This window comes from Pseudomonas helmanticensis (assembly GCF_900182985.1).
In the GTDB taxonomy this organism is placed as follows: Bacteria; Pseudomonadota; Gammaproteobacteria; order Pseudomonadales; family Pseudomonadaceae; genus Aquipseudomonas; species Aquipseudomonas helmanticensis.
The window spans coordinates 2487689-2512952 of record NZ_FXUY01000001.1 but is presented as its reverse complement, the minus strand read 5'-3'; the positions used below and the strand labels follow the sequence as shown (position 1 = coordinate 2512952).

24 protein-coding genes and 1 pseudogene are annotated in these 25264 nt (G+C 59.6%); 9 read left to right on the top strand and 16 right to left on the bottom strand.

What is annotated here, in order from left to right; translation table 11 throughout:
- Nucleotides 1-7: 7 nt before the first annotated feature.
- The 3 genes from QOL84_RS11085 to QOL84_RS11075 form a co-directional block, all read right to left on the bottom strand.
- On the bottom strand, nucleotides 8-895 hold the full coding sequence (locus QOL84_RS11085) for a LysR family transcriptional regulator (RefSeq protein WP_283437227.1): 888 nt from the start codon (nucleotides 893-895) through the stop codon (nucleotides 8-10).
- A 129-nt stretch (nucleotides 896-1024) separates the two neighbouring features.
- Nucleotides 1025-1744, bottom strand: coding sequence for an SDR family oxidoreductase (locus QOL84_RS11080; protein WP_283437226.1), 720 nt, complete (start codon nucleotides 1742-1744; stop codon nucleotides 1025-1027).
- 25 nt (nucleotides 1745-1769) lie between these two features.
- Nucleotides 1770-2426 carry a peroxiredoxin-like family protein gene (locus QOL84_RS11075; protein WP_283437225.1) on the bottom strand — a complete coding sequence of 219 codons (657 nt, stop codon included), beginning with the start codon at nucleotides 2424-2426 and terminating at the stop codon, nucleotides 1770-1772.
- Between the two features lie 220 nt (nucleotides 2427-2646).
- Between QOL84_RS11075 and QOL84_RS11070 the strand changes: the two genes are divergently transcribed.
- Together QOL84_RS11070 and QOL84_RS11065 are read left to right on the top strand one after the other, a co-directional pair.
- A complete protein-coding gene (locus tag QOL84_RS11070) occupies nucleotides 2647-2859 on the top strand; it encodes a type II toxin-antitoxin system HicA family toxin (protein WP_108226823.1) in 213 nt (70 codons plus the stop codon).
- Entirely contained in the window at nucleotides 2859-3263 is a 405-nt protein-coding gene (locus QOL84_RS11065) for a type II toxin-antitoxin system HicB family antitoxin (RefSeq protein WP_283437224.1), read from the top strand. Before QOL84_RS11070 ends, QOL84_RS11065 begins: the two co-directional genes overlap by 1 nt.
- Nucleotides 3264-3437: 174 nt before the next feature.
- Here QOL84_RS11065 and QOL84_RS11060 read toward each other — a convergent pair whose 3' ends face one another.
- A complete protein-coding gene (locus tag QOL84_RS11060) occupies nucleotides 3438-4625 on the bottom strand; it encodes an MFS transporter (RefSeq protein WP_129391005.1) in 1188 nt (395 codons plus the stop codon).
- Between the two features lie 243 nt (nucleotides 4626-4868).
- Here QOL84_RS11060 and QOL84_RS11055 point away from each other — a divergent pair, with 243 nt between their 5' ends.
- The gene (locus tag QOL84_RS11055; RefSeq protein WP_283437223.1) at nucleotides 4869-5489 is read left to right on the top strand and encodes a DUF5666 domain-containing protein; all 621 of its coding nucleotides are present in this window, start codon (nucleotides 4869-4871) and stop codon (nucleotides 5487-5489) included.
- A 116-nt stretch (nucleotides 5490-5605) separates the two neighbouring features.
- Here QOL84_RS11055 and QOL84_RS11050 read toward each other — a convergent pair whose 3' ends face one another.
- The 8 genes from QOL84_RS11050 to gcl all read right to left on the bottom strand — a co-directional run bounded on the left by QOL84_RS11050 (nucleotide 5606) and on the right by gcl (nucleotide 15187).
- Nucleotides 5606-6604 carry a sulfate ABC transporter substrate-binding protein gene (locus QOL84_RS11050; protein ID WP_283437222.1) on the bottom strand — a complete coding sequence of 333 codons (999 nt, stop codon included), beginning with the start codon at nucleotides 6602-6604 and terminating at the stop codon, nucleotides 5606-5608.
- Between the two features lie 104 nt (nucleotides 6605-6708).
- Nucleotides 6709-7533, bottom strand: a complete 825-nt coding sequence (locus QOL84_RS11045; RefSeq protein WP_141130152.1) for an ion transporter — start codon at nucleotides 7531-7533, stop codon at nucleotides 6709-6711.
- A 21-nt stretch (nucleotides 7534-7554) separates the two neighbouring features.
- Complete coding sequence (locus QOL84_RS11040; RefSeq protein WP_283437221.1) at nucleotides 7555-8469, bottom strand: urea transporter; 915 nt, start codon at nucleotides 8467-8469, stop codon at nucleotides 7555-7557.
- 139 nt (nucleotides 8470-8608) lie between these two features.
- A complete protein-coding gene (gene pyk, locus QOL84_RS11035; protein WP_110720781.1) occupies nucleotides 8609-10024 on the bottom strand; it encodes a pyruvate kinase in 1416 nt (471 codons plus the stop codon).
- Nucleotides 10021-11295 (bottom strand): glycerate kinase type-2 family protein, encoded by a 1275-nt coding sequence (locus QOL84_RS11030; protein WP_283437220.1) that lies wholly within the window; start codon nucleotides 11293-11295, stop codon nucleotides 10021-10023. Before QOL84_RS11030 ends, pyk begins: the two co-directional genes overlap by 4 nt.
- A 163-nt stretch (nucleotides 11296-11458) precedes the next feature.
- The gene (locus tag QOL84_RS11025) at nucleotides 11459-12352 is read right to left on the bottom strand and encodes a 2-hydroxy-3-oxopropionate reductase (protein ID WP_129391024.1); all 894 of its coding nucleotides are present in this window, start codon (nucleotides 12350-12352) and stop codon (nucleotides 11459-11461) included.
- Nucleotides 12353-12483: 131 nt separating this feature from the next.
- The gene (hyi, locus tag QOL84_RS11020) at nucleotides 12484-13266 is read right to left on the bottom strand and encodes a hydroxypyruvate isomerase (RefSeq protein WP_077571696.1); all 783 of its coding nucleotides are present in this window, start codon (nucleotides 13264-13266) and stop codon (nucleotides 12484-12486) included.
- A 145-nt stretch (nucleotides 13267-13411) separates the two neighbouring features.
- A complete protein-coding gene (gene gcl, locus QOL84_RS11015; RefSeq protein WP_129391027.1) occupies nucleotides 13412-15187 on the bottom strand; it encodes a glyoxylate carboligase in 1776 nt (591 codons plus the stop codon).
- Nucleotides 15188-15454: 267 nt separating this feature from the next.
- Here gcl and QOL84_RS11010 point away from each other — a divergent pair, with 267 nt between their 5' ends.
- From QOL84_RS11010 to QOL84_RS11000, 3 genes and pseudogenes are all read left to right on the top strand, one after another.
- Complete coding sequence (locus QOL84_RS11010) at nucleotides 15455-15895, top strand: GlcG/HbpS family heme-binding protein (RefSeq protein WP_129391030.1); 441 nt, start codon at nucleotides 15455-15457, stop codon at nucleotides 15893-15895.
- 99 nt (nucleotides 15896-15994) lie between these two features.
- Nucleotides 15995-17065, top strand: a complete 1071-nt coding sequence (locus tag QOL84_RS11005) for an alpha/beta hydrolase-fold protein (protein ID WP_283437219.1) — start codon at nucleotides 15995-15997, stop codon at nucleotides 17063-17065.
- Nucleotides 17066-17292: 227 nt separating this feature from the next.
- Nucleotides 17293-17750, top strand: a pseudogene (locus QOL84_RS11000) (REP-associated tyrosine transposase).
- A gap of 100 nt (nucleotides 17751-17850) precedes the next feature.
- Here QOL84_RS11000 and QOL84_RS10995 read toward each other — a convergent pair.
- Nucleotides 17851-18459: a TetR/AcrR family transcriptional regulator gene (locus tag QOL84_RS10995; protein ID WP_283437218.1), complete on the bottom strand. Its 609-nt coding sequence runs from the start codon at nucleotides 18457-18459 to the stop codon at nucleotides 17851-17853.
- A gap of 135 nt (nucleotides 18460-18594) precedes the next feature.
- Here QOL84_RS10995 and QOL84_RS10990 point away from each other — a divergent pair, with 135 nt between their 5' ends.
- Nucleotides 18595-19509, top strand: a complete 915-nt coding sequence (locus tag QOL84_RS10990; RefSeq protein WP_283437217.1) for a DUF808 domain-containing protein — start codon at nucleotides 18595-18597, stop codon at nucleotides 19507-19509.
- Nucleotides 19510-19647: 138 nt separating this feature from the next.
- Here QOL84_RS10990 and QOL84_RS10985 read toward each other — a convergent pair whose 3' ends face one another.
- Both QOL84_RS10985 and QOL84_RS10980 read right to left on the bottom strand, forming a co-directional pair.
- Nucleotides 19648-20436 (bottom strand): MlaA family lipoprotein, encoded by a 789-nt coding sequence (locus tag QOL84_RS10985; protein WP_129391045.1) that lies wholly within the window; start codon nucleotides 20434-20436, stop codon nucleotides 19648-19650.
- The gene (locus QOL84_RS10980; RefSeq protein WP_129391047.1) at nucleotides 20429-21727 is read right to left on the bottom strand and encodes a serine/threonine protein kinase; all 1299 of its coding nucleotides are present in this window, start codon (nucleotides 21725-21727) and stop codon (nucleotides 20429-20431) included. Before QOL84_RS10980 ends, QOL84_RS10985 begins: the two co-directional genes overlap by 8 nt.
- 224 nt (nucleotides 21728-21951) lie before the next feature.
- On the opposite strand from QOL84_RS10980, the gene QOL84_RS10975 reads away from it, so the two are divergent.
- Complete coding sequence (locus tag QOL84_RS10975; protein ID WP_129391049.1) at nucleotides 21952-22320, top strand: hypothetical protein; 369 nt, start codon at nucleotides 21952-21954, stop codon at nucleotides 22318-22320.
- Nucleotides 22321-22415: 95 nt separating this feature from the next.
- Here the strand turns inward: QOL84_RS10975 and QOL84_RS10970 are convergent, their stop codons facing one another.
- On the bottom strand, nucleotides 22416-24011 hold the full coding sequence (locus QOL84_RS10970; protein ID WP_283437216.1) for a glycoside hydrolase family 17 protein: 1596 nt from the start codon (nucleotides 24009-24011) through the stop codon (nucleotides 22416-22418).
- A 285-nt stretch (nucleotides 24012-24296) separates the two neighbouring features.
- Here QOL84_RS10970 and QOL84_RS10965 point away from each other — a divergent pair, with 285 nt between their 5' ends.
- Nucleotides 24297-25148: a glycine betaine ABC transporter substrate-binding protein gene (locus tag QOL84_RS10965; RefSeq protein WP_283437215.1), complete on the top strand. Its 852-nt coding sequence runs from the start codon at nucleotides 24297-24299 to the stop codon at nucleotides 25146-25148.
- The last annotated feature ends 116 nt before the right edge of the window (nucleotides 25149-25264 follow it).

Sequence of the window (25264 nt, the reverse complement as noted above, 5' to 3'; positions counted from 1 at the left end):
CTCGGTATTAATGCTCGTCGATCAGAATCCCCTGCACATACTCAACAAACGCCCGCGCCTTGGCACTCGCCATTCTTCCCGTTGGAAACACCGCCCACAAATCCAGATCGGGCAGTGTCCAGTCGTGCATAACGGTTTTCACCGCGCCGCTGGCCAGTTCCGGGGCGAACATCCATTCGGAGGCGATTGTCAGGCCCTGATCGGCCAGTACAGCTTCGCGTACGCCCTCGGCCGCGCTGACGCGCAAACGTCCGCTGAGGATCACCGATTGTTGCTCCGCGCCTTTGGCGAACTGCCAAGTGGTGCCGCCGCCGAGGTTGTAGACGACGGCCTGGTGTTTGCTCAATTCGGCGGGGCAGCTCGGTTCGCCGTGCTTGGCAAAGTAGGCCGGTGTGCCAAGCACCACGCGGCGGCAGTCGGCGATCTTGCGGGCGGTGAGCCCCGAATCGTTGAGCGCACCCATGCGCAAAGCTACATCGATGCCTTCTTCAACCAGATTGATGTTGCGGTCGTCGAGCATCAGGTCGATGTTCAGTTGTGGGTGCTGATCGAGGAACGGCCCCAGTTGCGGGACGATGTGCAGGCGACCGAAGGTCACCGCGGCGCTGATGCGCAAGTTGCCGCTCAAGCCGCTGGCGATGCCGCGCGCAGCGTTGTCGGCCTCGTCGGCTTCTTCGATGGCGCGTTTGGCCCGTTCGAAAAAAGCCAGTCCGGCTTCGGTCGGGGTCAGGCCGCGCGTCGAGCGCAGGAGCAGGCTGACGGCCAAGCGTTTTTCCAGCGCGGCGATGGTTTTCGATACCGCTGGCTGGCCGATATTCAGACGTCGCGCGGCGGCGGAAAACGAGCCGGTTTCGACGACGTAGATGAAGGTTTCCATGACGGCGAGGCGGTCCATCAATGCTCCTTATCGTGGATCCCTGTGGGAGCGAGCCTGCTCGCGAAAGCGGTGTATCAGCAACATCAATGTGTCTGACATACCGTATTCGCGAGCAGGCTCGCTCCCACAGAGGATTTGGGGTGTTGATCAGAATGCGGCTTTGCCGACTGATGCGCCGCCATCGACGAACAAGGTTTGCCCGGTGATGAAGCCGCTTTGCTCCGACAGCAGAAACGCAATCGCCGAGGCAATCTCCTCCGGCTGCCCCAGGCGTCCCATCGGCACCCCGGCCAGATACCGCGCCTCACCCTCGCTGCCCGGCGGATTGTTGGCGCGGAACAGTTCGGTTTCGGTCGGCCCCGGTGCCACCGCATTCACGGTGATACCGGTCTGCGCCAGCTCCAGCGCCCATGAGCGGGTGAAGCTGACCAGCGCCGCTTTCGCCGCTGCATACGCCGTGCGCTGGGTGATGCCCAGCACCGTCAGGCTGGAAATGTTTACCACCCGACCCCAACCGCGCGTGCGCATTCCCGGCAGCAGCGCCTGCGTCGCCTGTAACGCTGAATGCAGATTCAGCCGCATCACGTCGTCGAAGGCGTCCAGATCGATTTCACCCAACGCCTGCGGGCGCACCAGTCCGACGTTGTTCACCAGCCCGTCGAACTCATACGTGCGCGCCAGTTCTGCGAGGACCTCACCGGTCAGCTTGCGATCGCTCAGGTCCAGTGGAAACAGAATCCCCGGAAAGCTCAGATCCGGCTGGCGAGCGATCCCCACCACGCGATGCCCGGTGCGGTCGAGATGTTCGGCCAGCGCCCGGCCAATGCCTTTGCTGGCACCGGTGATGAGGAAAGTACGTCGGGTCATGGCAACTCCAGGGCAGGTCATCGATTCAGCCGCGCAATGCATCCAGCATCGCGTCAGGCTCGGGACGCTGAGTGTAATCCGGGTTGACCTCGGCGTAACGAATCACGCCGTCCTGACCGATCACATAACGCGCCGGCATCGGCAAGGTCCAGGCCGGATCATCGTTGAAGGTCGGCAGGTCATTGCGCAGATTCTTGTACAGCTCGATCAGGTAGGGCGGCAATTCGAAGCGCAACCCAAAGGCTGCGGCGACGTCATTGCGCGGATCGCTGAGGATCGGGAATTGCAGTTCGTTGATGCGTTGCGACTTGCGACTGTTGGCAGCGATCTGCGGTGAAATTGCCAAAAGGCTCGCCCCATTGTTTTCAATCTCAGGCAGAAACGCCTGCAATGCTTGCAGCTCCATGTTGCAGTACGGACACCAGACGCCACGATAAAACGTCAGCACCAACGGCCCTCGTGCCAGCCGATCGGCGGACGAGACCGCGTTGCCCTCAGGGTCTTTGAGAGTGAACAGCGGTGCGATGTCACCGACTTTCAAGGCACGACTGGCGGCGCCGGAGGCGATCAAATCGGCGGTGGCGCGCTCCATTACCGGGTGGATGTCGGCAGGGGCGTTGTAAGGCGGTTTGCCAGCCTTGAAGTCAGCTTTGAAGGCATCGAGTTTTGCTTGCAGGGTCATGGTCGAAAGTCCTGAAAAAGCGCCGGTAGTGGCTGGGTTCAAGAGTGACCGCCAGGTGCGCGCAGGAGAACGCCGGTGCGTGGCATAGCATTCATGCTCGGGGGGAATGAATGAAAACTCACACTCTGCAAAACAACCGGACGTCGCTTTGCGGTTTTCTGTGCTTGAGTAAAGATAACTCTAGGGTTATTTTTAAAAGGCCGGGCCAAGGAGGCGATTGGTGCAGAGCAGGCAATTGATCAAGGAGCTGGAGGAGGCTGGCTGGGTGCTGGATCGGATCACTGGCAGTCATCACATCTTCACTCACCGATACAACCCGTACACGATTCCCGTCCCTCACCCGAAAAAGGATTTGCCACTGGGGACGGTCAAAAGCATCAGGAGGCGTGCCGGGCTGTACAACCCGCCAGCCAGTTACCAAGGAGATCCATAATGCAATATCCAATCTGCATTGAATGGGGCGACGAAAATACTGCCATCGGTATTCAGATCCCCGATATTCCCGGCGCCGTGACAGCGGGGGATAGTTTCGAAGAGGCCTACAACGCTGCCGTTGAAATCGCCCACATCATGCTGCAGGAGATTGTGGCGAGCGCAGAGGCGGTCCCTATGCCCACTTCTGCAGCGGCGCATCGCAACAATCCGGAATTTGCCGATATGGGCTGGGGCATGCTGGAGCTGGATATTTCGCCTTATCTCGGCAAGACCGAGAAGGTCAACGTGACGCTCCCCGGTTACGTGATCCAGCGAATCGACCGTTATGTGCGCGAACACAACGTCAAAAGCCGCTCCTCCTTTCTGGCGGATGCGGCGATGGAGAAACTGGTTCGGTATTAAGCGTCATCGGTCCCCCAGGCTCAGTGAATAACCTGTGTAGGAGCTGCCGCAGGCTGCGATCTTTCAAGGCAAGATCAAGAGATCGTCCGATCACGGCCCGAGCCTTCGGCAGCTCCTGCATTTGACCTGTAGCCACAGTGCCAATGTGGGAGCTTACCCGCGACGCTTTTTGTTTCAGGCAGCAGCCAGAGAACGCCTTTCAGTCACACTCAAAAACCGCAACAACGCCAACAGCGGAAACACACTGCCGACGATCACGATCCACAACCAGCCGCCATGTTCATACACCGCACTGGCCACCGACGAGCCGAACGCGCCGCCGATAAAGATGCTGGTCATGTACAGCGCGTTGAGGCGACCACGGCTTTTCGCGTCCAGCGAATACACCGCGCGTTGGCCCAGGACCATGTTCATCTGCACGCAGAAGTCCAATACCACGCCGGTCACGGCCAGACCGATGACGCTATAGGCCGGATGGATGAAGGCGGGCAGGAAGCTCAGGCTGGCAAAGATCATGGCCAGCAACGAAGCGATGCGGGTGTGACCGGCATCCGCCAGGCGGCCGCTGATCGGCGCGGCGATGGCACCGATGGCGCCGACCAGGGCGAAGATCGCGATCTCGCTTTGCGACAGGCCATGGTTGCGCGCCAGCTCCAGCGGCACGGCGGTCCAGAACAGGCTGAACGTGGCGAACATGCAGCCCTGATAAAACGCGCGCTGGCGCAGTACTGGTTGCTGGCGCAGCAGCGTCCACAATGAGCCGAGCAGTTGGCCGTACGTGGCGCTGTGATCCGGTTGGCGCTTGGGCACGGTCAGCGCCAGCACCACGCTGATCGCCGCCATCAACGCGGCGGCAATCATGAACATCGCCCGCCAGCCGAAGTGGTCGGCAACCACACTCGACACTGGCCGAGCCAGCAGAATACCCAGCAACAAGCCGCCCATGATCCCGCCGACCACACGGCCACGGGACTCTTCCGGCGCCAGATGCGCCGCCAGTGGAATCAGGATCTGCACCGACACCGAACTGAAACCCACCAGCAACGAGATCAGCAGGAACACATTCGGCTGATCGGTAAACGCCGCCGCCAACAGGCTGGCAATCGCCACCACGGTGGTGATGATCATCAACCGGCGGTTCTCCAGCAGATCACCCAGCGGCACCAGGAAGAACAGGCCCAGCGCATAACCGATCTGCGTCAGCGAGACGATGAAGCTGGCCATGGTGTCGGAGAGGCCGATGTCCGGCGCGATCAGGCCGATGATCGGCTGCGCGTAGTAGATGTTGGCGACGATGGCGCCGCAGCAGAAGGCGAACAGCAGCACCATGCCCCTGGTCATTGCGTGAGTTGTGGCGGTCATAAGGTTTCTCGATCCAGCGAAAGGGAATGCAGTGAGGCTATGGGACAAACCGCCAGGGCAGAAGACGCCGTCGGTTGATATCAGTTATTCCGTTGCGGAATGAACAGGAGCGCTCGGCATGTCATCCATCGGCGGACCTTGCGTCCGGCCGTTGAGGGTCGATGATACATTCACTTACATCTTCTTCGATAGCGTGCTTATGTTTGCATCGGCTTGTTCAATGTTCATCACCGGAGGATTGCAATGTTTCGTCAGAGGCTTCGCCACACCGCAACGATTGTCCTGATCAGCCTGCTGAGTGCGACGAGCGTGCAGGCTGCCGATGCTCCGGGCATGCGCCTCGGTGTGCGCGGCGAGATCACCGGGGTCAGCGCCGATACCTTGAAAGTCCACGTCAACAGTGGCGAGAACGTGGTGATCCGGTTGACCGGCGACACCAAAGTTCGCGCCGTCACTTTGGCCAATATCGAAGACATCAAACCCGGCAGTTACATTGGTTCGGCGGCAATGCCCCAGGAAGATGGCACGCTCAAGGCGCTGGAAGTGCATGTGTTTCCGCCGGAATTGGCCGGAAGTGGCGATGGTCATCGACCTTTCGATCTGGCCAAGGGCAGCAGCATGACCAATGGCAGCGTCGGCGATCTGGTGGTGAGCAACGGGCGGGTGCTGACGGTGAACTACAAGGGCGGGCAGCAGAAGATCCTGGTGCCGGAGGATGTGCCGATCGTCAATCTGACGCCGGGCGATAGAAGCTTGCTGAAGGTTGGAGTGAAGATCGTCACCTTCGTCACGCAAAGTGCGGACGGCACGCTGACAGCGCAATCCATCTCCGCCGGCAAGGACGGCGTCACCCCACCGATGTAATGGTTCACACAATTCCCCCTGTAGGAGCTGCCGCAGGCTGCGATCTTTTGATCTTGTTTCTAAACATCAAAGTCAAAAGATCGCAGCCTGCGGCAGCTCCTACAGAGGATCAGGTGTTACTGGCCGGTGTAAATCTGATCGAAGACACCGCCGTCATTGAAGTGAGTCTTTTGCACGGTGCGCCAGTCGCCGAAGGTCTTCTCAACCGAGAGGAAATCAACTTTCGGGAAACGATCGGTGTACTTCGCCAGCACCGCCGGATCACGCGGACGCAGGTAGTTCGCCGCAGCAATCTCCTGGCCTTCCGGCGACCACAGGTACTTCAGGTACTCATCCGCCGTCGCGCGCGAACCTTTCTTGTCGACCACTTTATCGACCACGGACACCGGTGGCTCAGCCTCAGCCGAAACACTCGGGTAGATCACTTCAAACTGATCACGACCAAACTCGCGGGCAATCATTTCCGCTTCGTTTTCGAAGGTCACCAGCACGTCGCCGATCTGGTTGGTCATGAACGTGGTGGTTGCGGCGCGGCCACCGGTGTCCAGTACCGGCGCTTGCTTGAACAGTTTGCCGACGAAATCCTTGGCCTTGTTCTCGTCACCACCGTTCTTCAGCACATAACCCCAAGCCGACAGGTAGGTGTAGCGGCCGTTACCCGAAGTTTTCGGGTTTGGCACGATCACTTGCACGCCGTCCTTGAGCAGGTCCGGCCAGTCTTTCAGGGCTTTCGGGTTGCCCTTGCGGACGATGAACACGGTGGCGGAGGTGAATGGCGCGCTGTTGTTCGGCAGACGCGTGACCCAGTTTTCCGGAACCAGTTTGCCGTTGTCGGCGAGGGCGTTGATGTCGGTGGCCATGTTCATGGTGATGACGTCAGCCGGCAGGCCGTCGATCACCGAGCGCGCTTGCTTGCTCGAACCGCCGAAGGACATCTGCACGGTGATGTTTTCGTTGTGCTCGGCTTGCCAGTGTTTCTGGAACGCAGTGTTGTAGTCCTTGTAGAAATCGCGCATCACGTCGTAGGAAACGTTGAGCAGCGTCGGGGCTGCCTGAGCGATGTTGGCCAAGGCCAGGCCGGCGGCGAGAAGTGAGGCGCCAAAGAGTTTTTTCACTGCGCATTCCTTGTTGTTTGCGTATGTATCGGGGGGGTGATGGTCAATTGCCACTGACTATAACGGGGCGCGCATAGTCGCTTAAAGATTAAAAAGCTCTGTGCTTATTCCAGTTTCTTGAACAACGCATTGCCGCACCGCGAGCAGAACGCCGCGCCGTGTTCATGGCTGTTTTTCTTGCACACCGGGCAGTCGTGTTGCAGCTGTTCGCCGCGCATGGCGTTGGCCAGCTCGGCGGTGAAAATCCCGGTCGGTACAGCGATGATCGAGTAACCGGTGATCATCACCAACGACGAAATCACCTGGCCCAGCGGGGTCTTCGGCACGATGTCGCCGAAGCCTACCGTGGTCAGTGTGACGATCGCCCAATAGATACCTTTGGGAATGCTGGTGAAGCCATGCTCCGGGCCTTCGATCACGTACATCAGCGTGCCGAACACCGTCACCAGGGTGCAGACGCTGACCAGAAACACGACGATCTTCTGCTTGCTGCCACGCAGCGCCGACATCAAATAGTTGGCTTGCTTGAGGTACGGGCTGAGCTTGAGTACGCGGAAGATCCGCAGCATGCGGATGATCCGAATGATCAGCAGGTACTGCGCATCGCTGTAATACAGGGCGAGGATGCCGGGCACGATCGCCAGCAAATCCACCAGCCCGTAAAAGCTGAAGGCGTAGCGCAATGGTTTCGGTGAGCAATACAGACGCAGGATGTACTCGCCGAGAAAGATGATCGTGAAGCCCCACTCGATGTAGGCCAGCACGTCGGCGTAGTTCTGGTGAATGCTGTCGATGCTGTCGAGCATCACGATCACCAGACTGGCGAGGATGATCAACAGCAAGATGCCGTCGAAGCGACGCCCGGCGAGGGTGTCGCTCTGGAAAATCATGACGTAGAGCCGTTCGCGCCAATTGTTGCTGCTGTCCATGGATAACGCCTGAATCGAAGATCAGCGCAGCCTAGGTTGATTCTCCCCATGAGCGCAAGGCGCACGCTCGACCGGGGTTTTGCCGAGCATCTGGATGCCGGCGCGGATCAGCCAGCCGGCGAGGATAAATGGCGCGGTCAACGTAGCGAGGCCGATGGCGGCAAACAGCGGTGTGACCAGCAGCGCGAGAACGATGCCAAGCAGCGGCAACCAAGGTTGTTGACGTTGCGAAGAGAAGGCGAGGGCAGCGAGCACAGCGTTATAGCTGCCGAGGCCGAAAAGCGCAGCGTTGGTTTCGTGGTGCAGCAGACTGGAGCCGAGGCCGATTGCAGAGGCCAGCAGCGCCCAGCAAAAGGCGCGGCGATCAGCGATCAGCAAACCGATGGCGATCAGGGCGCCGGCCAGTGGATGACCGAGAAACATCACCTGGCCCAAACCACGCAGTTCGGCGGCGAGCAGGTTGACCGTGTTCATCTCGACGGGCGCCATCGGCGCCGACGGTTCGGCAAACATCAACAGCACCCAGCTCATGGCGACAAACGGCGAGGTATAGGCCGGAATCGAACGGCTGCTGTAGACATGTTTGAGCCATTGCTGGGTGACCATCGCGCTCAAGCCGCCAGCGGCAAGAATCAGCGGCGGCAGCATCGGCGACCACGGGAAATACAGGCTCAGCAGCAGACCGAGCAGCACGCCGTTGTAGCTGAACAGTCCGGCCTGACGATCAGCCTTGGCGTAGTTGCGCCGTTGCGCGGTGAGCAAACCGGCAACGCCACCGAGCAGCGCACCGGCGAACAGCACTGGCGCCGTCAGCAGGATCGCCAACAGGCACAGCAGGCCGCACAGCGGATGGCGCTGGAGGAATATTTGACTGAAACCGTTGAGCAAAGCCTCGGCCCAGTCGGGGCAGTGGGTGTTGAAATGATTGGCAGGCATGTTGAGGAAATCTGGGCAGTTGATCGTTCCCACGCTCTGCGTGGGAATGCCTCAAAGGACGCTCTGCGTCTGCTCTTGGGACGCAGAGCGTCCCGGGCCGCATTCCCACGCAGAGCGTGGGAACGATCATGGTGGGCGGTTAAATCAATGTTTCGATACGCAGCGAGTTAGTCGACCCCGGCTGACCAAACGGCACACCAGCAGTGATCAGCAACGTGTCGCCACGCTCGGCCATGCCTTGCGCCTGGGCGATTTCCAGCGCGGTCGAGCAGACTTCGTCGACCTGACGCAAGCGATCGTTGACCACCGAATGAATCCCCCACGCCACGCTCAAACGCCGTGCCGTCTGCAGGTTCGGCGTCAGGTTGAGGATCGGCGCTTTTGGCCTTTCCCGCGCGGCACGCAAACTCGATGTGCCCGACTCGCTGTAGTTGACCAGCACCGCCACTGGCAGCACGTTGCTGATGCGACGGATCGCGCAGCTGATCGCGTCGGAAACGGTCGCTTCAGCTTTCGGCCGACTGACGTCGAGCTGAGTCTGATAGTCCGGGCCGTTTTCCACCTGACGAATGATCTTGCTCATCATCTGCACGGCTTCCAGCGGGTATTCGCCGGAGGCAGTTTCTGCCGACAGCATCACCGCATCGGCGCCTTCGGCCACGGCGTTGGCAACGTCTGTCACTTCGGCGCGGGTCGGGGCAGGGGAGAAGCGCATCGACTCCAGCATCTGCGTCGCCACCACCACCGGTTTACCGAGTTCGCGGCAGGTGGTGATGATGTTTTTCTGAATCTGCGGCACGCTTTCGGCCGGCACTTCAACGCCGAGGTCGCCGCGAGCCACCATGATCGCGTCGCTCAATTCAGCGATTTCGCGCAGTTGTTCAACGGCGGAAGGCTTCTCGATTTTCGCCATCAGAAAGGCTTTGTCGCCGATCAATGCGCGGGCTTCGATGATGTCTTGCGGACGCTGCACAAACGACAGCGCGACCCAGTCCACCCCCAGTTCCAGACCGAAGCTCAGGTCGCGGCGATCCTTGGCGGTCAGCGGGCTGAGGTCGAGTACCGCTTGCGGCACGTTGACGCCTTTGCGATCCGACAGTTCGCCGCCATTGAGCACGGTGGTATCGATCGCATCGTCGTACTTGGTGACTACGCGCAGACGCAGTTTGCCGTCATCGAGCAGCAAATCCATGCCGGCTTCCAGCGCAGCAATGATCTCTGGATGCGGCAGATTCACCCGGCGCTCATCGCCCGGTGTCGCGTCCAGATCCAGGCGAAATGCCTGACCGCGATGCAACTGCACCTTGCCGTCAGCGAACTTGCCGACACGCAGTTTCGGCCCCTGCAAGTCCATCAGAATGCCCAACGGGTAGTTGAGCTGGCGCTCGACTTCGCGGATCCACTGATAGCGCTTGGCGTGGTCGGCGTGGTCGCCGTGGCTGAAGTTCAGGCGGAAGATATTGACCCCGGCCTCGACCAGTTCACGGATGTCTTCTATGCCATCGACGGCAGGCCCGAGGGTGGCGAGGATTTTGACCTTTTTATCAGGCGTCATGATTTGGAGCTCTCAAGGATCAGAATGGCGCGGAAGTCGTTGACGTTGGTGCGGGTCGGCTCGGTGACGATCAGCGCATCGAGCGCCGCGAAATAGCCGTAGCCGTTGTTGTTATCCAACTCGTCGCTGGCGCTCAAACCGAGGGTGGCGGCGCGGGCGTAGCTGTCCGGGGTCATGATCGCGCCGGCGTTGTCTTCCGAGCCGTCGATGCCGTCGGTGTCACCGGCCAGCGCATAGACGCCGGGCTGGCCTTTGAGGTTTTCGGTCAGGCTCAGAAGGAACTCGGCGTTGCGTCCGCCACGGCCATTGCCGCGCACGGTCACGGTGGTTTCGCCGCCGGAGAGAATCACGCACGGCGCAGCCAGTGGCTGGCCGTGATTGATGATCTGGCGGGCGATGCCGGCGTGGACTTTCGCCACTTCGCGCGACTCACCCTCGAGGTCGCCGAGGATCAGCGTGCTGAACCCGGCCTGACGGCATTTCACTGCTGCGGCATCCAGCGATTGCTGCGGGCGGGCGATCAACTGGAAGTGGCTGCGCGCCAGCGACGGATCACCGGGTTTGACGGTTTCCGACTCAGGGCTTTGCAGCCAGGTGCGTACCGACGCCGGGATCTCGATGCCGTAGCGTTTGATGATCGCCAGCGCTTCAGCGGAGGTACTTGGGTCGGCCACTGTCGGGCCGGAAGCGATGACCGTGGCGAGGTCGCCGGGTACATCGGAAATCGCGTAGGTGTAGACAGTGGCAGGCCAGCAGGCCTTGCCGAGACGGCCACCCTTGATCGCCGAGAGGTGCTTGCGCACGCAGTTCATCTCGCCGATGGTCGCGCCGGATTTGAGCAGGGCTTTGTTGATCGACTGCTTGTCCGCGAGGGTGATGCCGGCGGCCGGTAACGCCAGCAGGGCAGAGCCGCCACCGGAGAGCAGGAAGATCACGCGGTCGTCTTCAGTCAGGTTGCTGACCAGCTCGAGTACGCGTTTGGCCACGGCCAGACCGGCAGCGTCCGGCACCGGGTGCGCGGCTTCGACCACTTCGATTTTTTCGCAGGGGGCGCCGTGACCGTAACGGGTCACTACCAGGCCAGACACTTCACCTTGCCAGCTGCGCTCGACCACTTGCGCCATCGCGGCGGCGGCTTTACCGGCGCCGATGACGATCACCCGGCCGCTGCGATCAGCGGGCAGATGGGCTTCGAGAACCTGGTTCGGATGGGCCGCGTCGATGGCTGTGGCAAACAGCTCGCGCAGCAGTTGTTGCGGATCGACCGACATGGCGGGCTCCCAATCTTATTGTTCTTGGTTAATGCTGATGATCGTTCCCACGCGCAGCAAAGGAATGCCTCAATGGACGCTCTGCGTCCGCTTCGGCAGGGACGCGGAGCGTCCCGGGCTGCATTCCCACGCAGAGCGTGGGAACGAGCGACGGGGCAGTGGTTTATTTTTTGTCGCGGATCGAGAAGTTGGCCATGTGTTCCAGACCTTTGATCAGCGCCGAGTGATCCCAGTTGCTGCCACCGATGGCTGCGCAGGTGCTGAACACTTGCTGGGCGTTGGCGGTGTTTGGCAGGTTGATGTTCAGCTCTTTGGCGCCTTGCAGGGCCAGGTTCAGGTCTTTCTGGTGCAGGCTGATGCGGAAGCCTGGATCGAAGGTACCTTTGATCATGCGCTCGCCGTGCACTTCAAGAATCTTCGAGGAAGCGAAACCACCCATCAGTGCTTCACGCACTTTGGCCGGATCAGCACCGTTTTTCGAAGCGAACAGCAGGGCTTCAGCAACGGCCTGAATGTTCAGCGCAACGATGATCTGGTTAGCGACCTTGGCGGTTTGACCGTCGCCATTGCCACCGACCAGAGTGATGTTCTTGCCCATGGCCTGGAACAGCGGTAGCGCGCGTTCGAAGGCATCGGCGTCGCCACCGATCATGATGCTCAGGGTCGCGGCTTTGGCGCCGACTTCACCACCGGATACCGGTGCGTCGAGGTATTGCGCGCCTTTCTCGTTGATCTTCGCAGCGAAGGCCTTGGTGGCGGTCGGCGAGATAGAGCTCATGTCGATAACGATCTTGCCTTTGCTCAGGCCGGCGGCAACGCCGTCAGCGCGGAACAGGACGTCGTCTACCTGCGGGGTATCCGGCACCATAACGATGATGAATTCAGCTTCCTGTGCCACTTCGCGCGGGTTGGCCAGGGCGACGGCGCCAGCGGCAACCAGGTCGGCAGGGGCGGCGTCGTGGTGCGCCGACAGGAACAGGCTGTGACCGGCTTTCTGCAGGTTCGAAGCCATTGGGTGGCCCATGATGCCGGTGCCGATAAATCCGATTTTAGCCATGAGAAAATCCTCTTGTTTTTGTCTTTCCCCTGTAGGAGCTGCCGCAGGCTGCGATCTTTTGATCTTGATCTTCAAAATAACAAGATCAAAAGATCGCAGCCTGCGGCAGCTCCTTCGGGGTCACGTGTTTGTCAGATTGCGTTGTGGGTTTTCAGCCAGCCGAGGCCTGCTTCGGTGGTGGTCAGCGGCTTGTATTCACAACCAACCCAGCCTTGGTAACCGATGCGGTCAAGGTGTTCGAACAGGAAGCGGTAGTTGATTTCACCAGTGCCTGGTTCGTTGCGCCCCGGGTTGTCCGCGAGCTGCACATGGTTGATCTCGCCCAAGTGCGATTGCAGGGTGCGGGCCAGATCGCCTTCCATGATTTGCATGTGATAGATGTCGTATTGCAGGAACAGATTGGCGCTGCCGACCTGTTCGCGAATCGACAGGGCTTGCGCCGTGTTGTTCAGGTAGAAGCCCGGAATGTCACGGGTGTTGATCGCTTCCATCACCAGTTTGATACCCGCAGCCTGCAGCTTGTCGGCGGCGTATTTCAGGTTGGCAACGAAGGTCTTTTCTACGGTTGCATCATCAACGCCTTGCGGACGAATACCGGCCAGGCAGTTGATCTGGGTGTTGCCCAGCACTTGCGCGTAGGCAATCGCCAGATCGACACCGGCGCGGAACTCTTCGACCCGATCCGGCAGACACGCGATACCGCGCTCGCCCTTGGCCCAGTCACCGGCCGGCAGGTTGAACAGCACTTGGGTCAGACCGTTGGCGTCGAGCTTGGCCTTGATTTCAGCGGAGCTGAAGTCGTACGGGAACAGGTACTCGACACCGCTGAAACCAGCCTTGGCGGCGGCGTCGAAACGGGCAAGGAAATCCTGTTCGGTGAACAGCATGGACAGGTTGGCTGCGAAACGCGGCATGGTGGTCTCCCGTTGCAAATTAATGATGATGACCCCGTGTAGGAGCTGCCGCAGGCTGCGATCTTTTGATCTTGATCTGTTAACAACAAAGATCAAAAGATCGCAGCCTGCGGCAGCTCCTACAGGAGCATCAGGCCATGGCGGATCAGTCGAGCAACGAAATCGCCGTTGGCGCATCGTTGCCGACCAGCGCCAGGTCTTCGAATTCGTTGACGGCGTTGATCTCGGTACCCATGGAGATGTTGGTCACACGCTCCAGAATGATCTCGACGATCACCGGCACCTTGAACTCTTCGATCATCTGTTCGGCCTTGCGCAGGGCAGGGGCGATTTCCGATGGTTCGAACACACGCAGCGCTTTACAGCCGAGGCCTTCAGCCACTGCAACGTGGTCAACACCGTAACCGTTGAGTTCCGGCGCGTTGAGGTTATCGAAGGACAGCTGCACGCAGTAGTCCATTTCGAAGCCGCGCTGTGCCTGACGGATCAGACCCAGGTACGAGTTGTTCACCACGACGTGGATGTACGGCAGTTTGAACTGAGCGCCGACCGCCAGTTCTTCGATCATGAACTGGAAGTCATAGTCCCCCGACAGGGCCACGACTTTACGGCTCGGATCGGCCTTCACCACGCCCAGCGCCGCCGGAATGGTCCAGCCCAACGGGCCTGCCTGGCCACAGTTGATCCAGTGACGCGGTTTGTAGACGTGCAGGAACTGCGCGCCGGCAATCTGCGACAGACCAATGGTGCTGACGTAGCAGGTGTCCTTGCCGAACACCTGGTTCATTTCTTCGTAAACGCGTTGCGGTTTTACCGGCACGTTGTCGAAGTGAGTCTTGCGGTGCAGGCTGGCTTTGCGCTGCTGGCAGTCTTGCAGCCAGGCACTGCGGTTTTTCAGCTTGCCGGCGGCTTGCCATTCACGGGCCACTTCGATGAACACGGTCAGTGCGGCAGCAGCGTCGGAAACGATGCCCAGATCCGGCGTGAACACACGACCGATCTGCGTGCCTTCGATGTCGACGTGAATGAACTTGCGGCCTTCGGTGTAAACGTCAACCGAACCGGTGTGACGGTTAGCCCAACGGTTACCGATCCCCAACACCACGTCGGATTTCAGCATCGTCGCGTTGCCGTAACGGTGCGAAGTCTGCAGACCGACCATGCCGACCATCAGCGGGTGATCGTCCGGAATGGTGCCCCAGCCCATCAGGGTCGGGATCACCGGGATGCCGGTCAGTTCAGCGAATTCAACCAGCAGATCGCTGGCGTCGGCGTTGATGATGCCGCCACCGGCAACCAGCAATGGGCGCTCAGCTTGATCAAGCAGAGCCAAAGCCTTCTCGACCTGAATGCGGGTCGCGGTCGGTTTGGCCAATGGCAGCGGCTGGTAAGCGTCGATATCGAATTCGATTTCGGCCATCTGCACGTCGAACGGCAGGTCGATCAGCACTGGGCCTGGACGGCCGGAACGCATCTCGAAGAACGCTTTCTGGAACGCGTAAGGCACTTGGCCCGGTTCCAGAACAGTGGTCGCCCACTTGGTGACTGGCTTGACGATGCTGGTGATGTCGACAGCCTGGAAGTCTTCCTTGTGCATACGGGCGCGGGGTGCCTGGCCGGTAATGCAGAGGATTGGAATCGAGTCGGCCGAGGCGCTGTAGAGCCCGGTGACCATGTCGGTACCGGCAGGGCCGGAAGTACCGATGCACACGCCGATGTTGCCGGCCTTGGTGCGGGTGTAGCCCTCGGCCATGTGCGAGGCGCCTTCAACGTGGCGAGCAAGGACGTGATCGATGCCACCGATTTTCTGCAAGGCGGAGTACAGCGGGTTGATGGCAGCGCCCGGGATGCCAAAAGCGGTATCAACCCCTTCACGGCGCATCACCAGAACGGCGGCTTCGATTGCTCTCATTTTGCTCATGGTTTTGTGCCTCTTTACGTTTTGTAATTGTATACAAGTGGCTTTGCGCAGAGTGTATTCACGGCGGACGGCGCAGGTCAATCCATTTTCTCAAGCGCCTGTTTCATTCGTCGGAAGCCGTTTCTGCTGTGGCTTTTCGTCGCATGTGGCGCTTTTCGAGAATTATTGTATACAAAAAAATAATTCATTGTGTTCTATTTGTTGCATCGGGCTGCGGCAGAAAACCGCAGCCCCCGACTTTCCCTATAACAAAATGAGGACGGCACCATGAGCGCTTTAACCTTGAAAGTCGCAGTCAACCTGGTCAACGAAGCCATCACGGCCGGGCGGGGCATCAACGCCGCGCCGCTGACCATCGCGGTACTCGATACCGGCGGCCACCTGATCACCCTGCAGCGCGAAGACGGCGCGAGCCTGCTGCGCCCGAACATCGCCATCGGCAAAGCCTGGGGCGCCATCGCTCTGGGCAAAGGCTCACGCCTGCTGGCACTTGATGCACAACAACGCCCGGCCTTTATTGCCGCGCTGAACAGCATGGGCCAGGGCAGCGTCGTGCCGGCACCGGGCGGTGTGTTGATTCGTGATCAGGCCGGCAATGTGCTGGGAGCGATCGGGATTAGCGGCGATCTGTCGGATATCGATGAGCAAGTGGCGATCAAAGCGGTGGAGGCGCTGGACCTGCGTGCGGATGCGGGGGTGGCGGCCTGACCGGCAATGAGTCAGCACGCCTGATGGTGTGATGATGACGAAGAGGGGCGGGGTCTATAGACTGCCGCCCTTCTCGTTTATGTATCAAGGAAGATCTGCGTGAAGACGCTATTTGCCATGACGATGGCCGCCGCCATCATTCTCTGCACTCCCGTCCTGCATGCGACGGAAACTCCCGATGCCGAAGAAATCGCGTTCAACGCACTGAGCCCGGTGGTCTCGGCATTGATCAATGCCGACGACGTCGAGGAACTGATGGAGCGCGCGGAAAAGCTCGAATCGTCCGATACGTTGCAGGCCATTGCCGTCTATCTGGCCGCCAGCCGTGAAGATCCGAAACAATTGCAGGCGCCTTATCAGGTCGCGGCGCTGTTTGCTCGTCGTGGTGACGACAAATTGGCCGAGCGCTTCCTGCGCGAAGCCGATGATCGTGGTTTGTGGTTCGGCCCATTGATGGCTGGCGATGAGGATTTTGCTGATCTGCGCGAATCTGACACCTACAAAACCGTGCTGGCGCACGCGCAGGAACGCTACCGGAAAATTGCCGTGGGCAAGGTTGGCGCGATATCGGTGCTCAACCCGTCGGCAAGCATTCCGGTGCCCAAAGCCTGCCGGCCGGTAGTGGTCTGGCTGCACGGTTATGGCGTCAATGGTGAACTGGATGAGGGCTACCAACCGCTGGCTGACACGGGCGCAATCATTCTAGGGATCAACGGTACGCAAATGATCAACGCGGTCGACAGCTTCCGCTGGATCGGCCCAGGTTTTGAAGGTACTCATCAAACGGTGCAGAATGGCCTCAAAACCCTCGAAGCCCAGCAATGCATCGACCGCAAACGCGTGTTCCTGATGGGTTTCTCGCAAGGCTCGCAACACGCCGGCGCCTTGTTGGCGCAACACCCGGACGATTACGCCGGCGCACTGCTGCTGTCACCCGGCGGCAATCAGCCGACGCCTACCGAAAGCAAGGCACGCGGCAAACGTGTGTTTGTCATCAACGGTGAGAAAGAAGGACCGGGCAATCAACAGATGAGCGCCGATTTCCGCAAGCTGTTCAGCGACGGCAACGAGGTAAAGTCGCGCACTCACGAGGCTGGACACACTTTTCCGGAGGACTGGAGCACTTCGCTGCCGCAGGCATTGCGCTGGTTGATGGGGGAGGAGGCTTGAGATTTTTATTCGTGAAGTTTTGCGGCGCCTGAAGAAGAGTCATCGCGAGCAGGCTCCCTCCTACAAGGGGCGTGTTTAGACACAAATTGTCTAAACACCACAAACCCTATGTAGGAGTGAGCCTGCTCGCGATAGCAACCTTCCAGACACATCCAGCCAAAGGTCCACCCACCCCAATTGAATCCACAGAACTAGCCTTTCATGACCTGATCATGGAGGGCAAAGGAATGCCGGATTTACCTGCTGCACACCGATTGCGATTCGGACGCTACGCCGAAGCCAGTCGCATTTATCTGTTAACTACCAACACATATCAGAGGAAACCGGTCTTCAGGGATTTCACCCTGGTAGATTGGTCGTCAAGCAATTTAGAAATGCTCAGCATTCTGGCCAGGCCAACTCATTGGCGTGGGTGGTTATGCCGGATCATTTTCACTGGCTGATCGAGTTGCGGCAGGGAACCTTGAGTGAGTTGATGCAGAAGACCAAGTCACTGAGTGCTAAAGCGGTAAAGCAGGCTACTGGTGATAGCAACTCTATCTGGCAGCGAGGCTTTCATGACCGGGCACTGCGGCGAGAGGAGGATCTGGTGAAAGTGGCGCGGTATGTCGTGGCTAACCCATTGCGGGCAGGACTTGTACAAAAACTAGGTGACTATCCGCTGTGGGATGCTATTTGGGTTTGAGCTCAAACCGAGTTGCCTTGATCGCGAGCAGGCTCACTCCTACATTTGGAATGCGTTCCCCTGTAGGAGTGAGCCTGCTCGCGATGGCGTCACCGCAGTCTTATTGATCTGGCTCACAGCCTTTGAGCACCAACCGGATAATCGTCTGCGCCGCTGCTTCATAATCCGCTTCGTCCAGATTCTCCTTCCCGGTGACCGCAGAAATCTGCCAGTCGAAGTCGGCGTAGGTCTGGGTCGCGGCCCAGATGCTGAACATCAGGTGATTCGGGTCGATCGGGGCGATCTGGCCGCGGTCGATCCAGCTCTGGATGCAGTCGATGTTGTGCTTGGCCTGGCCGTTGAGCTGCTCGACCAGGTCAGCGCTCAAATGTGGCGCGCCGTGCATGATTTCGCTGGCGAACACCTTGGAGGCGAAGGGCAGGTCACGGGAGATGCGGATCTTCGAGCGGATGTAGCCGCTCAGCACTTCGCTCGGTACGCCGTCCGGATTGAACGGGGTCGAGGCCTGCAGGATCGGCACGATGATGCTTTCCAGAACCTCGCGATAGAGGTTTTCCTTGGACTTGAAGTAGTAGTAGACGTTGGGCTTGGGCAATCCTGCCTTGGCGGCGATGTCGCTGGTTTTGGTCGCAGCGAAGCCCTTGTCGGCAAACTCCTCACTGGCGGCACGCAGGATCAGTTCTTTGTTGCGCTCGCGGATTGTGCTCATAAACCCGGTGGTTCCTTGCCTGTTCTGGCGGTTGCGCATGGTAGCACCGGCCTCGCGCGGCGCTCAAGAATGCTCCGTGTGGTCTGTGGTCGCGTTATGCTTCGCAACATTCATACATAAAAGGAAACAGGATTCATGGCAGGAAGCAGTTTGCTGGTGCTGGTCGACGATATCGCCACCGTTCTGGATGACGTGGCGTTGATGAGCAAAATGGCCGCCAAGAAAACCGCCGGCGTGCTCGGCGACGACCTGGCGCTGAATGCCCAGCAAGTCTCCGGCGTGCGTGCCGAGCGGGAAATTCCGGTGGTTTGGGCGGTGGCCAAGGGCTCATTCGTCAACAAGCTGATCCTCGTGCCGTCGGCGCTGGCGATCAGTGCGTTCGTCCCTTGGCTGGTGACGCCGTTGTTGATGGTCGGTGGCGCGTATCTGTGTTTCGAAGGCTTCGAAAAACTCGCGCACAAATTTCTCCACAGCGAGGCTGAAGACGAGGCCGGGCATGCGCAGTTGACAGAAGCCGTGGCGGATCCTGCGACCGATCTGGTGGCGTACGAAAAGGACAAGATCAAAGGCGCGATTCGCACTGACTTCATTCTGTCGGCAGAAATCATCGCCATCACGTTGGGTACCGTGGCGGATGCCTCGCTGACCCAGCAAGTGATCGTGATGTCGGGCATTGCCATCGTCATGACCGTGGGGGTTTACGGCCTGGTCGCGGGCATCGTCAAACTCGACGATCTCGGTTTGTGGCTGACCCAGAAGCCTGGGCAGATGGCGAAGAAGATTGGCAGCGGGATCCTCAGCGCAGCACCGTACATGATGAAAACCCTGTCGGTGGTGGGCACGGCGGCGATGTTTCTCGTCGGTGGCGGCATTCTCACCCACGGCGTGCCGGTGATTCATCACTGGATTGAAGGCGTTGGCGCAGCGGCCGGGAGTGCCGGGTTTGCGGTGCCGATGTTGCTCAATGGCGTGGCGGGGATCTTTGCCGGTGCGGTGGTGTTGGCGGTGGTTTCCATCGTCGGCAAAATCTGGAAATCTGTTAAGGGCTAAAAGATCGCAGCCTGCGGCAGCTCCTACATGGGCATCGCGCACCCTCTGTAGGAGCTGCCGCAGGCTGCGATCCCTTGATCTTAAAAAAAAGGGCCATTCGACTCGCATCGAATGGCCCTTTTTTGTTTCTGCCGAAAACTATTCGGCGATCTGCAACTTACGCGCTTCGGTGTACACGTAACGCACTTTCTCGTACTCGAACGGCGAGTTCATCTGACCGTAACGGAAGCTGGTCTGGTAGCGCTTGTCGACGGCGCGCAAGGCCCAGACTTCCGGGTGGTTGGAGCTGACTTCCGAAACATTGAGGAAGTTGATCGCCGACTCGGCAGTGAAATCCACGGCGAGGCCTGCGGTGTCACGAATGTTCGACGGGCCGAAGATCGGCAGTACGAAGTAGGCGCCACCCGGTACACCGTAGAAACCCAGGGTCTGCCCGAAGTCTTCGCTCTGGCGTGGCAGGCCCATGGCGGTCGCCGGGTCCCACAGGCCGGCGATGCCGATGGTGGTGTTGAGCAACAGGCGCGCGGTGGTTTCCATCGAGCGCTGACCTTTGAACTGCAACAGGCTGTTCAACAGGTTCGGCACATCGCCGAGGTTGTTGAAGAAGTTGCTCACACCGGTGCGCACAAAGCTTGGCGTGACGTAGCGATAGCCATCGACCACCGGCAGGAATACCCATTGGTCGAAGCGGTAGTTGAAGTGGTAAACCCGACGGTTCCACGATTCCAGCGGGTCGTAGACGTTCAGCGCGTTGAGCGTCGAACGCTCGAATTCGCGCTGGTCCAGTCCCGGGTTGAATTTCAGTTTGGACAGCGGCTCTTTGAAGCCGTCGCTGTCGACCACGACGGGTGCGTTGGCCTTACTGTTGTCGGCCTGGGCCACGCCTGCGCAGAGGAGCGCTGCAATCAGCAGGAGATATTTAGCCACGGAAGAACTCCAGCATGGCGTCGCTGTTGACGCGGTAGTTAATGTTGCCGCAATGGCCGCCCAGTGGGTAAACGGTCAGGCGATCACCGAAGGTCTTGCGCAGGAAACCGAGGTCGCCGGGGCCGAGAATCACGTCATCGGCGTTATGCATCACGGCGATTTTCGGGCTGTCGTGCAGGTAATCCTTGAGCGCATACAGGCTGACCTGATCGATCAGTTGCAGCAGGCTGCCGCCGTCGGTGCGTGCGCGCCACATCGGAATCACCTGATCGGTCAGGTAGCAGTCGAAGTCGCATTGCAGGGCACGCTTGAGGAACGGCGTGAGGCTGGTGCCTTCGGTGATCGGAAACTTCGGCGGGGTGATCAGGCCGCGACGGTTGATCAGGTCCGAGGTGAACGCGATGTCGGCTGCCGAGAAGCGGAACGAGGTGCCGATCAGCATCGCCATCTGTTCGTTGGTCAGGTGCTGCTTGGACTGCTGGAAGTCGTAGAGCAGCGCATCGTTGAGGTCGATGTAGCCTTTCTGCTGGAAGTAGCGGGTCAATTTGCTCAGTACCAGTTCATAGAACGTGGTGCTGTTATTGATGCCCTTGACCTCGGTCTGGACCAGCTTGTCGAGGTTGGTGATCGAGGTGTAGAGGTTCACCGGCGGATTGAGCAGCAGGACTTTCTTGAAGTTGAAGCTGCGACGCGTCTCGTCGAGGTGCGCCACGAATGCCGCATCGAGGGCGCCGAGGCTGTAGCCGGTCAGGTAGTACTCGGTGACCGGCACTTTCGGGTTTTGCGCGCGCACGGCCTGCATCACCCGGTACATGTCTTCGGCGTCTTCCTTGGTCACGCCCGGGGTGGCGAAGCGCGAGGCGGCGCTGATGAAGTCGAAGCTGGTCGGCGAGGACAACTGCACGACGTGGTAGCCGGCCTTGTAGTAGAGCTTTTTCAGGTATTCGTTGAGCGTGCTGTCATAGCGCGCGCCAGTGCCGGCGATCAGGAAGATCAGTGGCGCCGGCTTGTCCTGCGTGGCGATGCGGTAGGTGAGTTTTTTCACTGCCCAGAAATTGTCCGGCAGGATAAACGCACGCTCCGGGCGCAAAGTGACGCTGCGATCCGACTGATTGATGTCGTCGTCCAGCGGCAATTCCGGGCGCAAATCCGGCGGGGTCGTGGCGATGGTCGCCTCGAACGGATTGGTCAGGGGGTAGCCATAACTGGCGGCATCGATATCTACCGCCAGTGCGGACGCACTCAAAATAAGGCCGCTGAACAGCGCGGCGAAGCGCAAGGAACGGAGCATGACTAGATCCCTTAGAGGAAGGTGCCGAATGAAGTTCGCAGGCTATGACCACCGGGTTTGCGCCAAAGTGCCATGCATCGGCACCAAACAGGCAGAATTCGGAGTAATAGTAGCTGGACGATACACTTTGCACCGCTTCAATGAACAGTTAACTGTTGTTAGCGCTTGCACACGGCTGGCGGCAGATTAAGCTGGCCGCCGATTTCTCAAGATTGGAGTGCTTCATGTCCCGCCGCTTGCCCGTGATTCTGTTGCTCGTTCTGTTGCCGTTATGGCTGGCCGCCAGTTATGGCGCGCGTTATGGCTTTATGGAGGACGGCAAGTGGGTGGGCATCTGCGTGGATGAGGCCAGCCGTTGGGAATGCCAGCTGCGTTCCAACCTCGGGCTGATGATTCATTTTCAGGTGCTGGGATGGGCGGCGCTGGGTGCGGCGCTGATCGCTTTCGTCTTGCCCGGGCGGGCAGGGTGGTGGCTGGCGGTGCTGGCGCTGGTGTTCGGGCTGCCGGCGCTGGCGTTGTACAACACCACTTTTGCGGTGTTTGCGCTGGTGATTGCCGGGTTGCGTCTGGTTCGCGAGTCCCGTAGCGCCTGATGGAAAAGATCGCAGCCTTCGGCAGCTCCTACATTGAGATGGCGTACACCTTGTAGGAGCTGCCGAAGGCTGCGATCTTTTGATCTTGCTTTTGATCAGTCCTTTCGAATGCGCAGGCAGCGCCACAACGCAGCCATCATCAATCCACTCACCAACGCCCAACCCCACGCCTGCTGATTCTGCAAACCTTCCTGATACAACTGCGGCGCAATCCCCGCACCGACAATAAACGTCAGCAAGGCAATCTCGCGCCGTGGCACGCTTACCGGGCGGCACAGGTAAACCAGCGCTGGCAGCACAAACGCCATGCTGGCGAAGCTGCGATAACGCGGGTCAAAGACCATCTCGAGCATCATCACTGCCGCCGCAAACCCGGCCGCCGCGACCAGCCAGCCGGCGCGCCGCTCCAGCAGACTGAACGCCCGTTCACGCCAACCCGTACGCGCGCTGAGCGTCAGTGCAGCATGCGCCAACACCAGCAGATTCAACACCGTCAGCAAACCGATCCACAGCCATTCACCGGTAAAGCGTGTGGTCACGCGCGCCAGATCCCCCCACGCGCCCATCGAGCAAGCGGCGAGGGCGCCCAGCAGCGGCAACACCAGGGCTGCGCGGGTGGTACGCACGCGACCGCCCAGCAGCAAGGTTGCGAGGAAAATCAAACCACCGACCGCTAGCCATTCCTTCCAGTACGGCACATTGGTCACTGGCCCGGCGAGCACACCTTTGTCCTGGCGATCCGCATCGAACAGCCCCCAGTAGCCGCCCACCGCGCCTTCACTGCCACGTTTCCATGGCTGATCGAACGCTTCGATCAGGTTGTAATGCCAGCCTTCCTTCTCGGCCATGGCGACAAAACCACGAATGAACTTGGCTTCGTTGACCCGGCTCGGCAGGGCGGTTTCACGCTGGCGGCCTTCGCTCGGCCAGCCGGTTTCGCCAATCATCACGTCTTTCGGGGCGAATTTGTTGCCGAACACCTGACGCACCTCTGCCACGTGGTGCAGGGCGGCATCGATGTTGGAGGGATCATCTTCCCAGTACGGCAGCAAATGAATGGTCAGGAAATCCACTGCCGGCGCGACTTCCGGGTGCTTGAGCCAGAACTCCCAGACATCCGCGTAGGTCACCGGTTGCTTGATCTGGCTCTTGACCTTGTTGATCAGGCGAGCCAGTTGCGCGCCGGTGACTTCCTTGCGCAGCAGCGCTTCGTTGCCGACGATCACCGCGCTGACCACGTCCGGGTTGGCGTTGGCCGATTTGATCAGCAGCTCGACTTCTTTTTCGGTGTCCACCGGGTTGCTGTTGACCCAGGCGCCGATCATCAATTTCAGACCGTGCTTGCGTGCCAGATCGGGCAGCGCTTCAAGGCCGGTCATTGAATAGGTGCGAATGCATTCAAAGCGTGTCGCCAGCAACGCGAGGTCGGCGTCCATGCGCTCCGGGCGCAGCTTGAACGGCACGTCGAACGGCGACTGGTCCTTGTCGAACGGCGTGTAGGAGGCGCATTGCAGTTTGTGCGTCGGCGTTGCGGCGTCCGGCAGGATCACCGGTTTGCCGAGGCCGTACCAAAAGCCGCCGAGGGCAAACAGGCCAAGCAGGCAGGCGAAGAGATAAGGCAGGAAAGGGAAGCGGGAAGTCGCGGACATGGTCAGGCCGAGTGGCTGCAAAGCGACGCATGTTACCTGCATTTATCCGGGGTTGGTGGCTCGCATCATTTGCACATGCAAAGTTCGGGCGGATTGTCTGGCGTCAATTATTCAGAGGCGATTAATGGCCTTCTGATGTCGTTTCTCGTTGTCTTGAGGTCGCTGACAGAGCAGGTCGCGTGCGGCGTGAGGTTGATGATCAAAGCGTCAGCACTCCACTGATGGTCCAGCGAGTTTGCGGTCAGGCGTGATGGGGGCGCTGTGCACCATAACAATACGTTGACGCCGCCCGTCATCCGTCGGGCGCAGCATTTCGGGGAAGTAACGATGAAGATGCGACGACTTTTAGGCGCAGGTGCCGCACTGGCGCTTGCGATGGGCGCAACACTGGCCAGCGCGGAAACCAAGACCCTGAACATCGGTTACGTTGACGGCTGGTCCGACAGCGTTGCGACCACCCACGTAGCGGCCGAAGTGATCAAGCAGAAACTCGGCTATGACGTGAAGCTGCAAGCCGTCGCCACCGGGATCATGTGGCAAGGTGTTGCCACCGGTAAACTCGACGCCATGCTCTCGGCCTGGCTGCCAGTCACCCATGGCGAGTACTGGGCGAAGAACAAGGATCTGGTCGTCGATTACGGCCCGAACTTCAAGGACGCAAAAATCGGCCTGATCGTGCCGGAGTACGTCAAAGCCAAGTCGATCGAAGACCTGAAAACCGATGACACCTTCAAAAATCGCATTGTCGGCATCGATGCCGGTTCAGGCGTGATGCTCAAAACCGATCAGGCGATCAAGGATTACGGCCTCGATAAATACAATCTCAAGGCCAGTTCCGGCGCCGGCATGATCGCCGAGCTGACCCGTGCCGAGAAGAAAAACGAATCCATTGCCGTCACCGGTTGGGTGCCGCACTGGATGTTCGCCAAGTGGAAACTGCGCTTCCTCGACGACCCGAAAGGCGTGTACGGCGCGGCTGAAACCGTGAACAGCATCGGCAGCAAAGAGCTCGACGCCAAGGCACCGGAAGTGGCCAAGTTCCTGAAGAACTTCCAGTGGGCATCGAAAGACGAAATCGGCGAAGTCATGCTGGCGATTCAGGACGGTGCAAAACCTGAAGCCGCCGCGAAAGACTGGGTAGCCAAACACCCGGATCGCGTGGCTGACTGGACCAAATAACCACAACACCGCAATCCCCCTGTAGGAGTGAGCCTGCTCGCGATAGCGTTCTGTCAGTTGACGAAAATGTTGACTGATACGACGCCATCGCGAGCAGGCTCCCTCCTGCATTTATT

Coding starts and splice junctions, on each gene's coding strand:
- QOL84_RS11085 (WP_283437227.1), bottom strand. CDS start 895: ATGGACCGCCTCGCCGTCATGGAAACCTTCATCTACGTCGTCGAAACC.
- QOL84_RS11080 (WP_283437226.1), bottom strand. CDS start 1,744: ATGACCCGACGTACTTTCCTCATCACCGGTGCCAGCAAAGGCATTGGC.
- QOL84_RS11075 (WP_283437225.1), bottom strand. CDS start 2,426: ATGACCCTGCAAGCAAAACTCGATGCCTTCAAAGCTGACTTCAAGGCT.
- QOL84_RS11065 (WP_283437224.1), top strand. CDS start 2,859: ATGCAATATCCAATCTGCATTGAATGGGGCGACGAAAATACTGCCATC.
- QOL84_RS11060 (WP_129391005.1), bottom strand. CDS start 4,625: ATGACCGCCACAACTCACGCAATGACCAGGGGCATGGTGCTGCTGTTC.
- QOL84_RS11055 (WP_283437223.1), top strand. CDS start 4,869: ATGTTTCGTCAGAGGCTTCGCCACACCGCAACGATTGTCCTGATCAGC.
- QOL84_RS11045 (WP_141130152.1), bottom strand. CDS start 7,533: ATGGACAGCAGCAACAATTGGCGCGAACGGCTCTACGTCATGATTTTC.
- QOL84_RS11040 (WP_283437221.1), bottom strand. CDS start 8,469: ATGCCTGCCAATCATTTCAACACCCACTGCCCCGACTGGGCCGAGGCT.
- pyk (WP_110720781.1), bottom strand. CDS start 10,024: ATGACGCCTGATAAAAAGGTCAAAATCCTCGCCACCCTCGGGCCTGCC.
- QOL84_RS11030 (WP_283437220.1), bottom strand. CDS start 11,295: ATGTCGGTCGATCCGCAACAACTGCTGCGCGAGCTGTTTGCCACAGCC.
- QOL84_RS11025 (WP_129391024.1), bottom strand. CDS start 12,352: ATGGCTAAAATCGGATTTATCGGCACCGGCATCATGGGCCACCCAATG.
- hyi (WP_077571696.1), bottom strand. CDS start 13,266: ATGCCGCGTTTCGCAGCCAACCTGTCCATGCTGTTCACCGAACAGGAT.
- gcl (WP_129391027.1), bottom strand. CDS start 15,187: ATGAGCAAAATGAGAGCAATCGAAGCCGCCGTTCTGGTGATGCGCCGT.
- QOL84_RS11010 (WP_129391030.1), top strand. CDS start 15,455: ATGAGCGCTTTAACCTTGAAAGTCGCAGTCAACCTGGTCAACGAAGCC.
- QOL84_RS10995 (WP_283437218.1), bottom strand. CDS start 18,459: ATGAGCACAATCCGCGAGCGCAACAAAGAACTGATCCTGCGTGCCGCC.
- QOL84_RS10990 (WP_283437217.1), top strand. CDS start 18,595: ATGGCAGGAAGCAGTTTGCTGGTGCTGGTCGACGATATCGCCACCGTT.
- QOL84_RS10980 (WP_129391047.1), bottom strand. CDS start 21,727: ATGCTCCGTTCCTTGCGCTTCGCCGCGCTGTTCAGCGGCCTTATTTTG.
- QOL84_RS10975 (WP_129391049.1), top strand. CDS start 21,952: ATGTCCCGCCGCTTGCCCGTGATTCTGTTGCTCGTTCTGTTGCCGTTA.
- QOL84_RS10970 (WP_283437216.1), bottom strand. CDS start 24,011: ATGCAGGTAACATGCGTCGCTTTGCAGCCACTCGGCCTGACCATGTCC.
- QOL84_RS10965 (WP_283437215.1), top strand. CDS start 24,297: ATGAAGATGCGACGACTTTTAGGCGCAGGTGCCGCACTGGCGCTTGCG.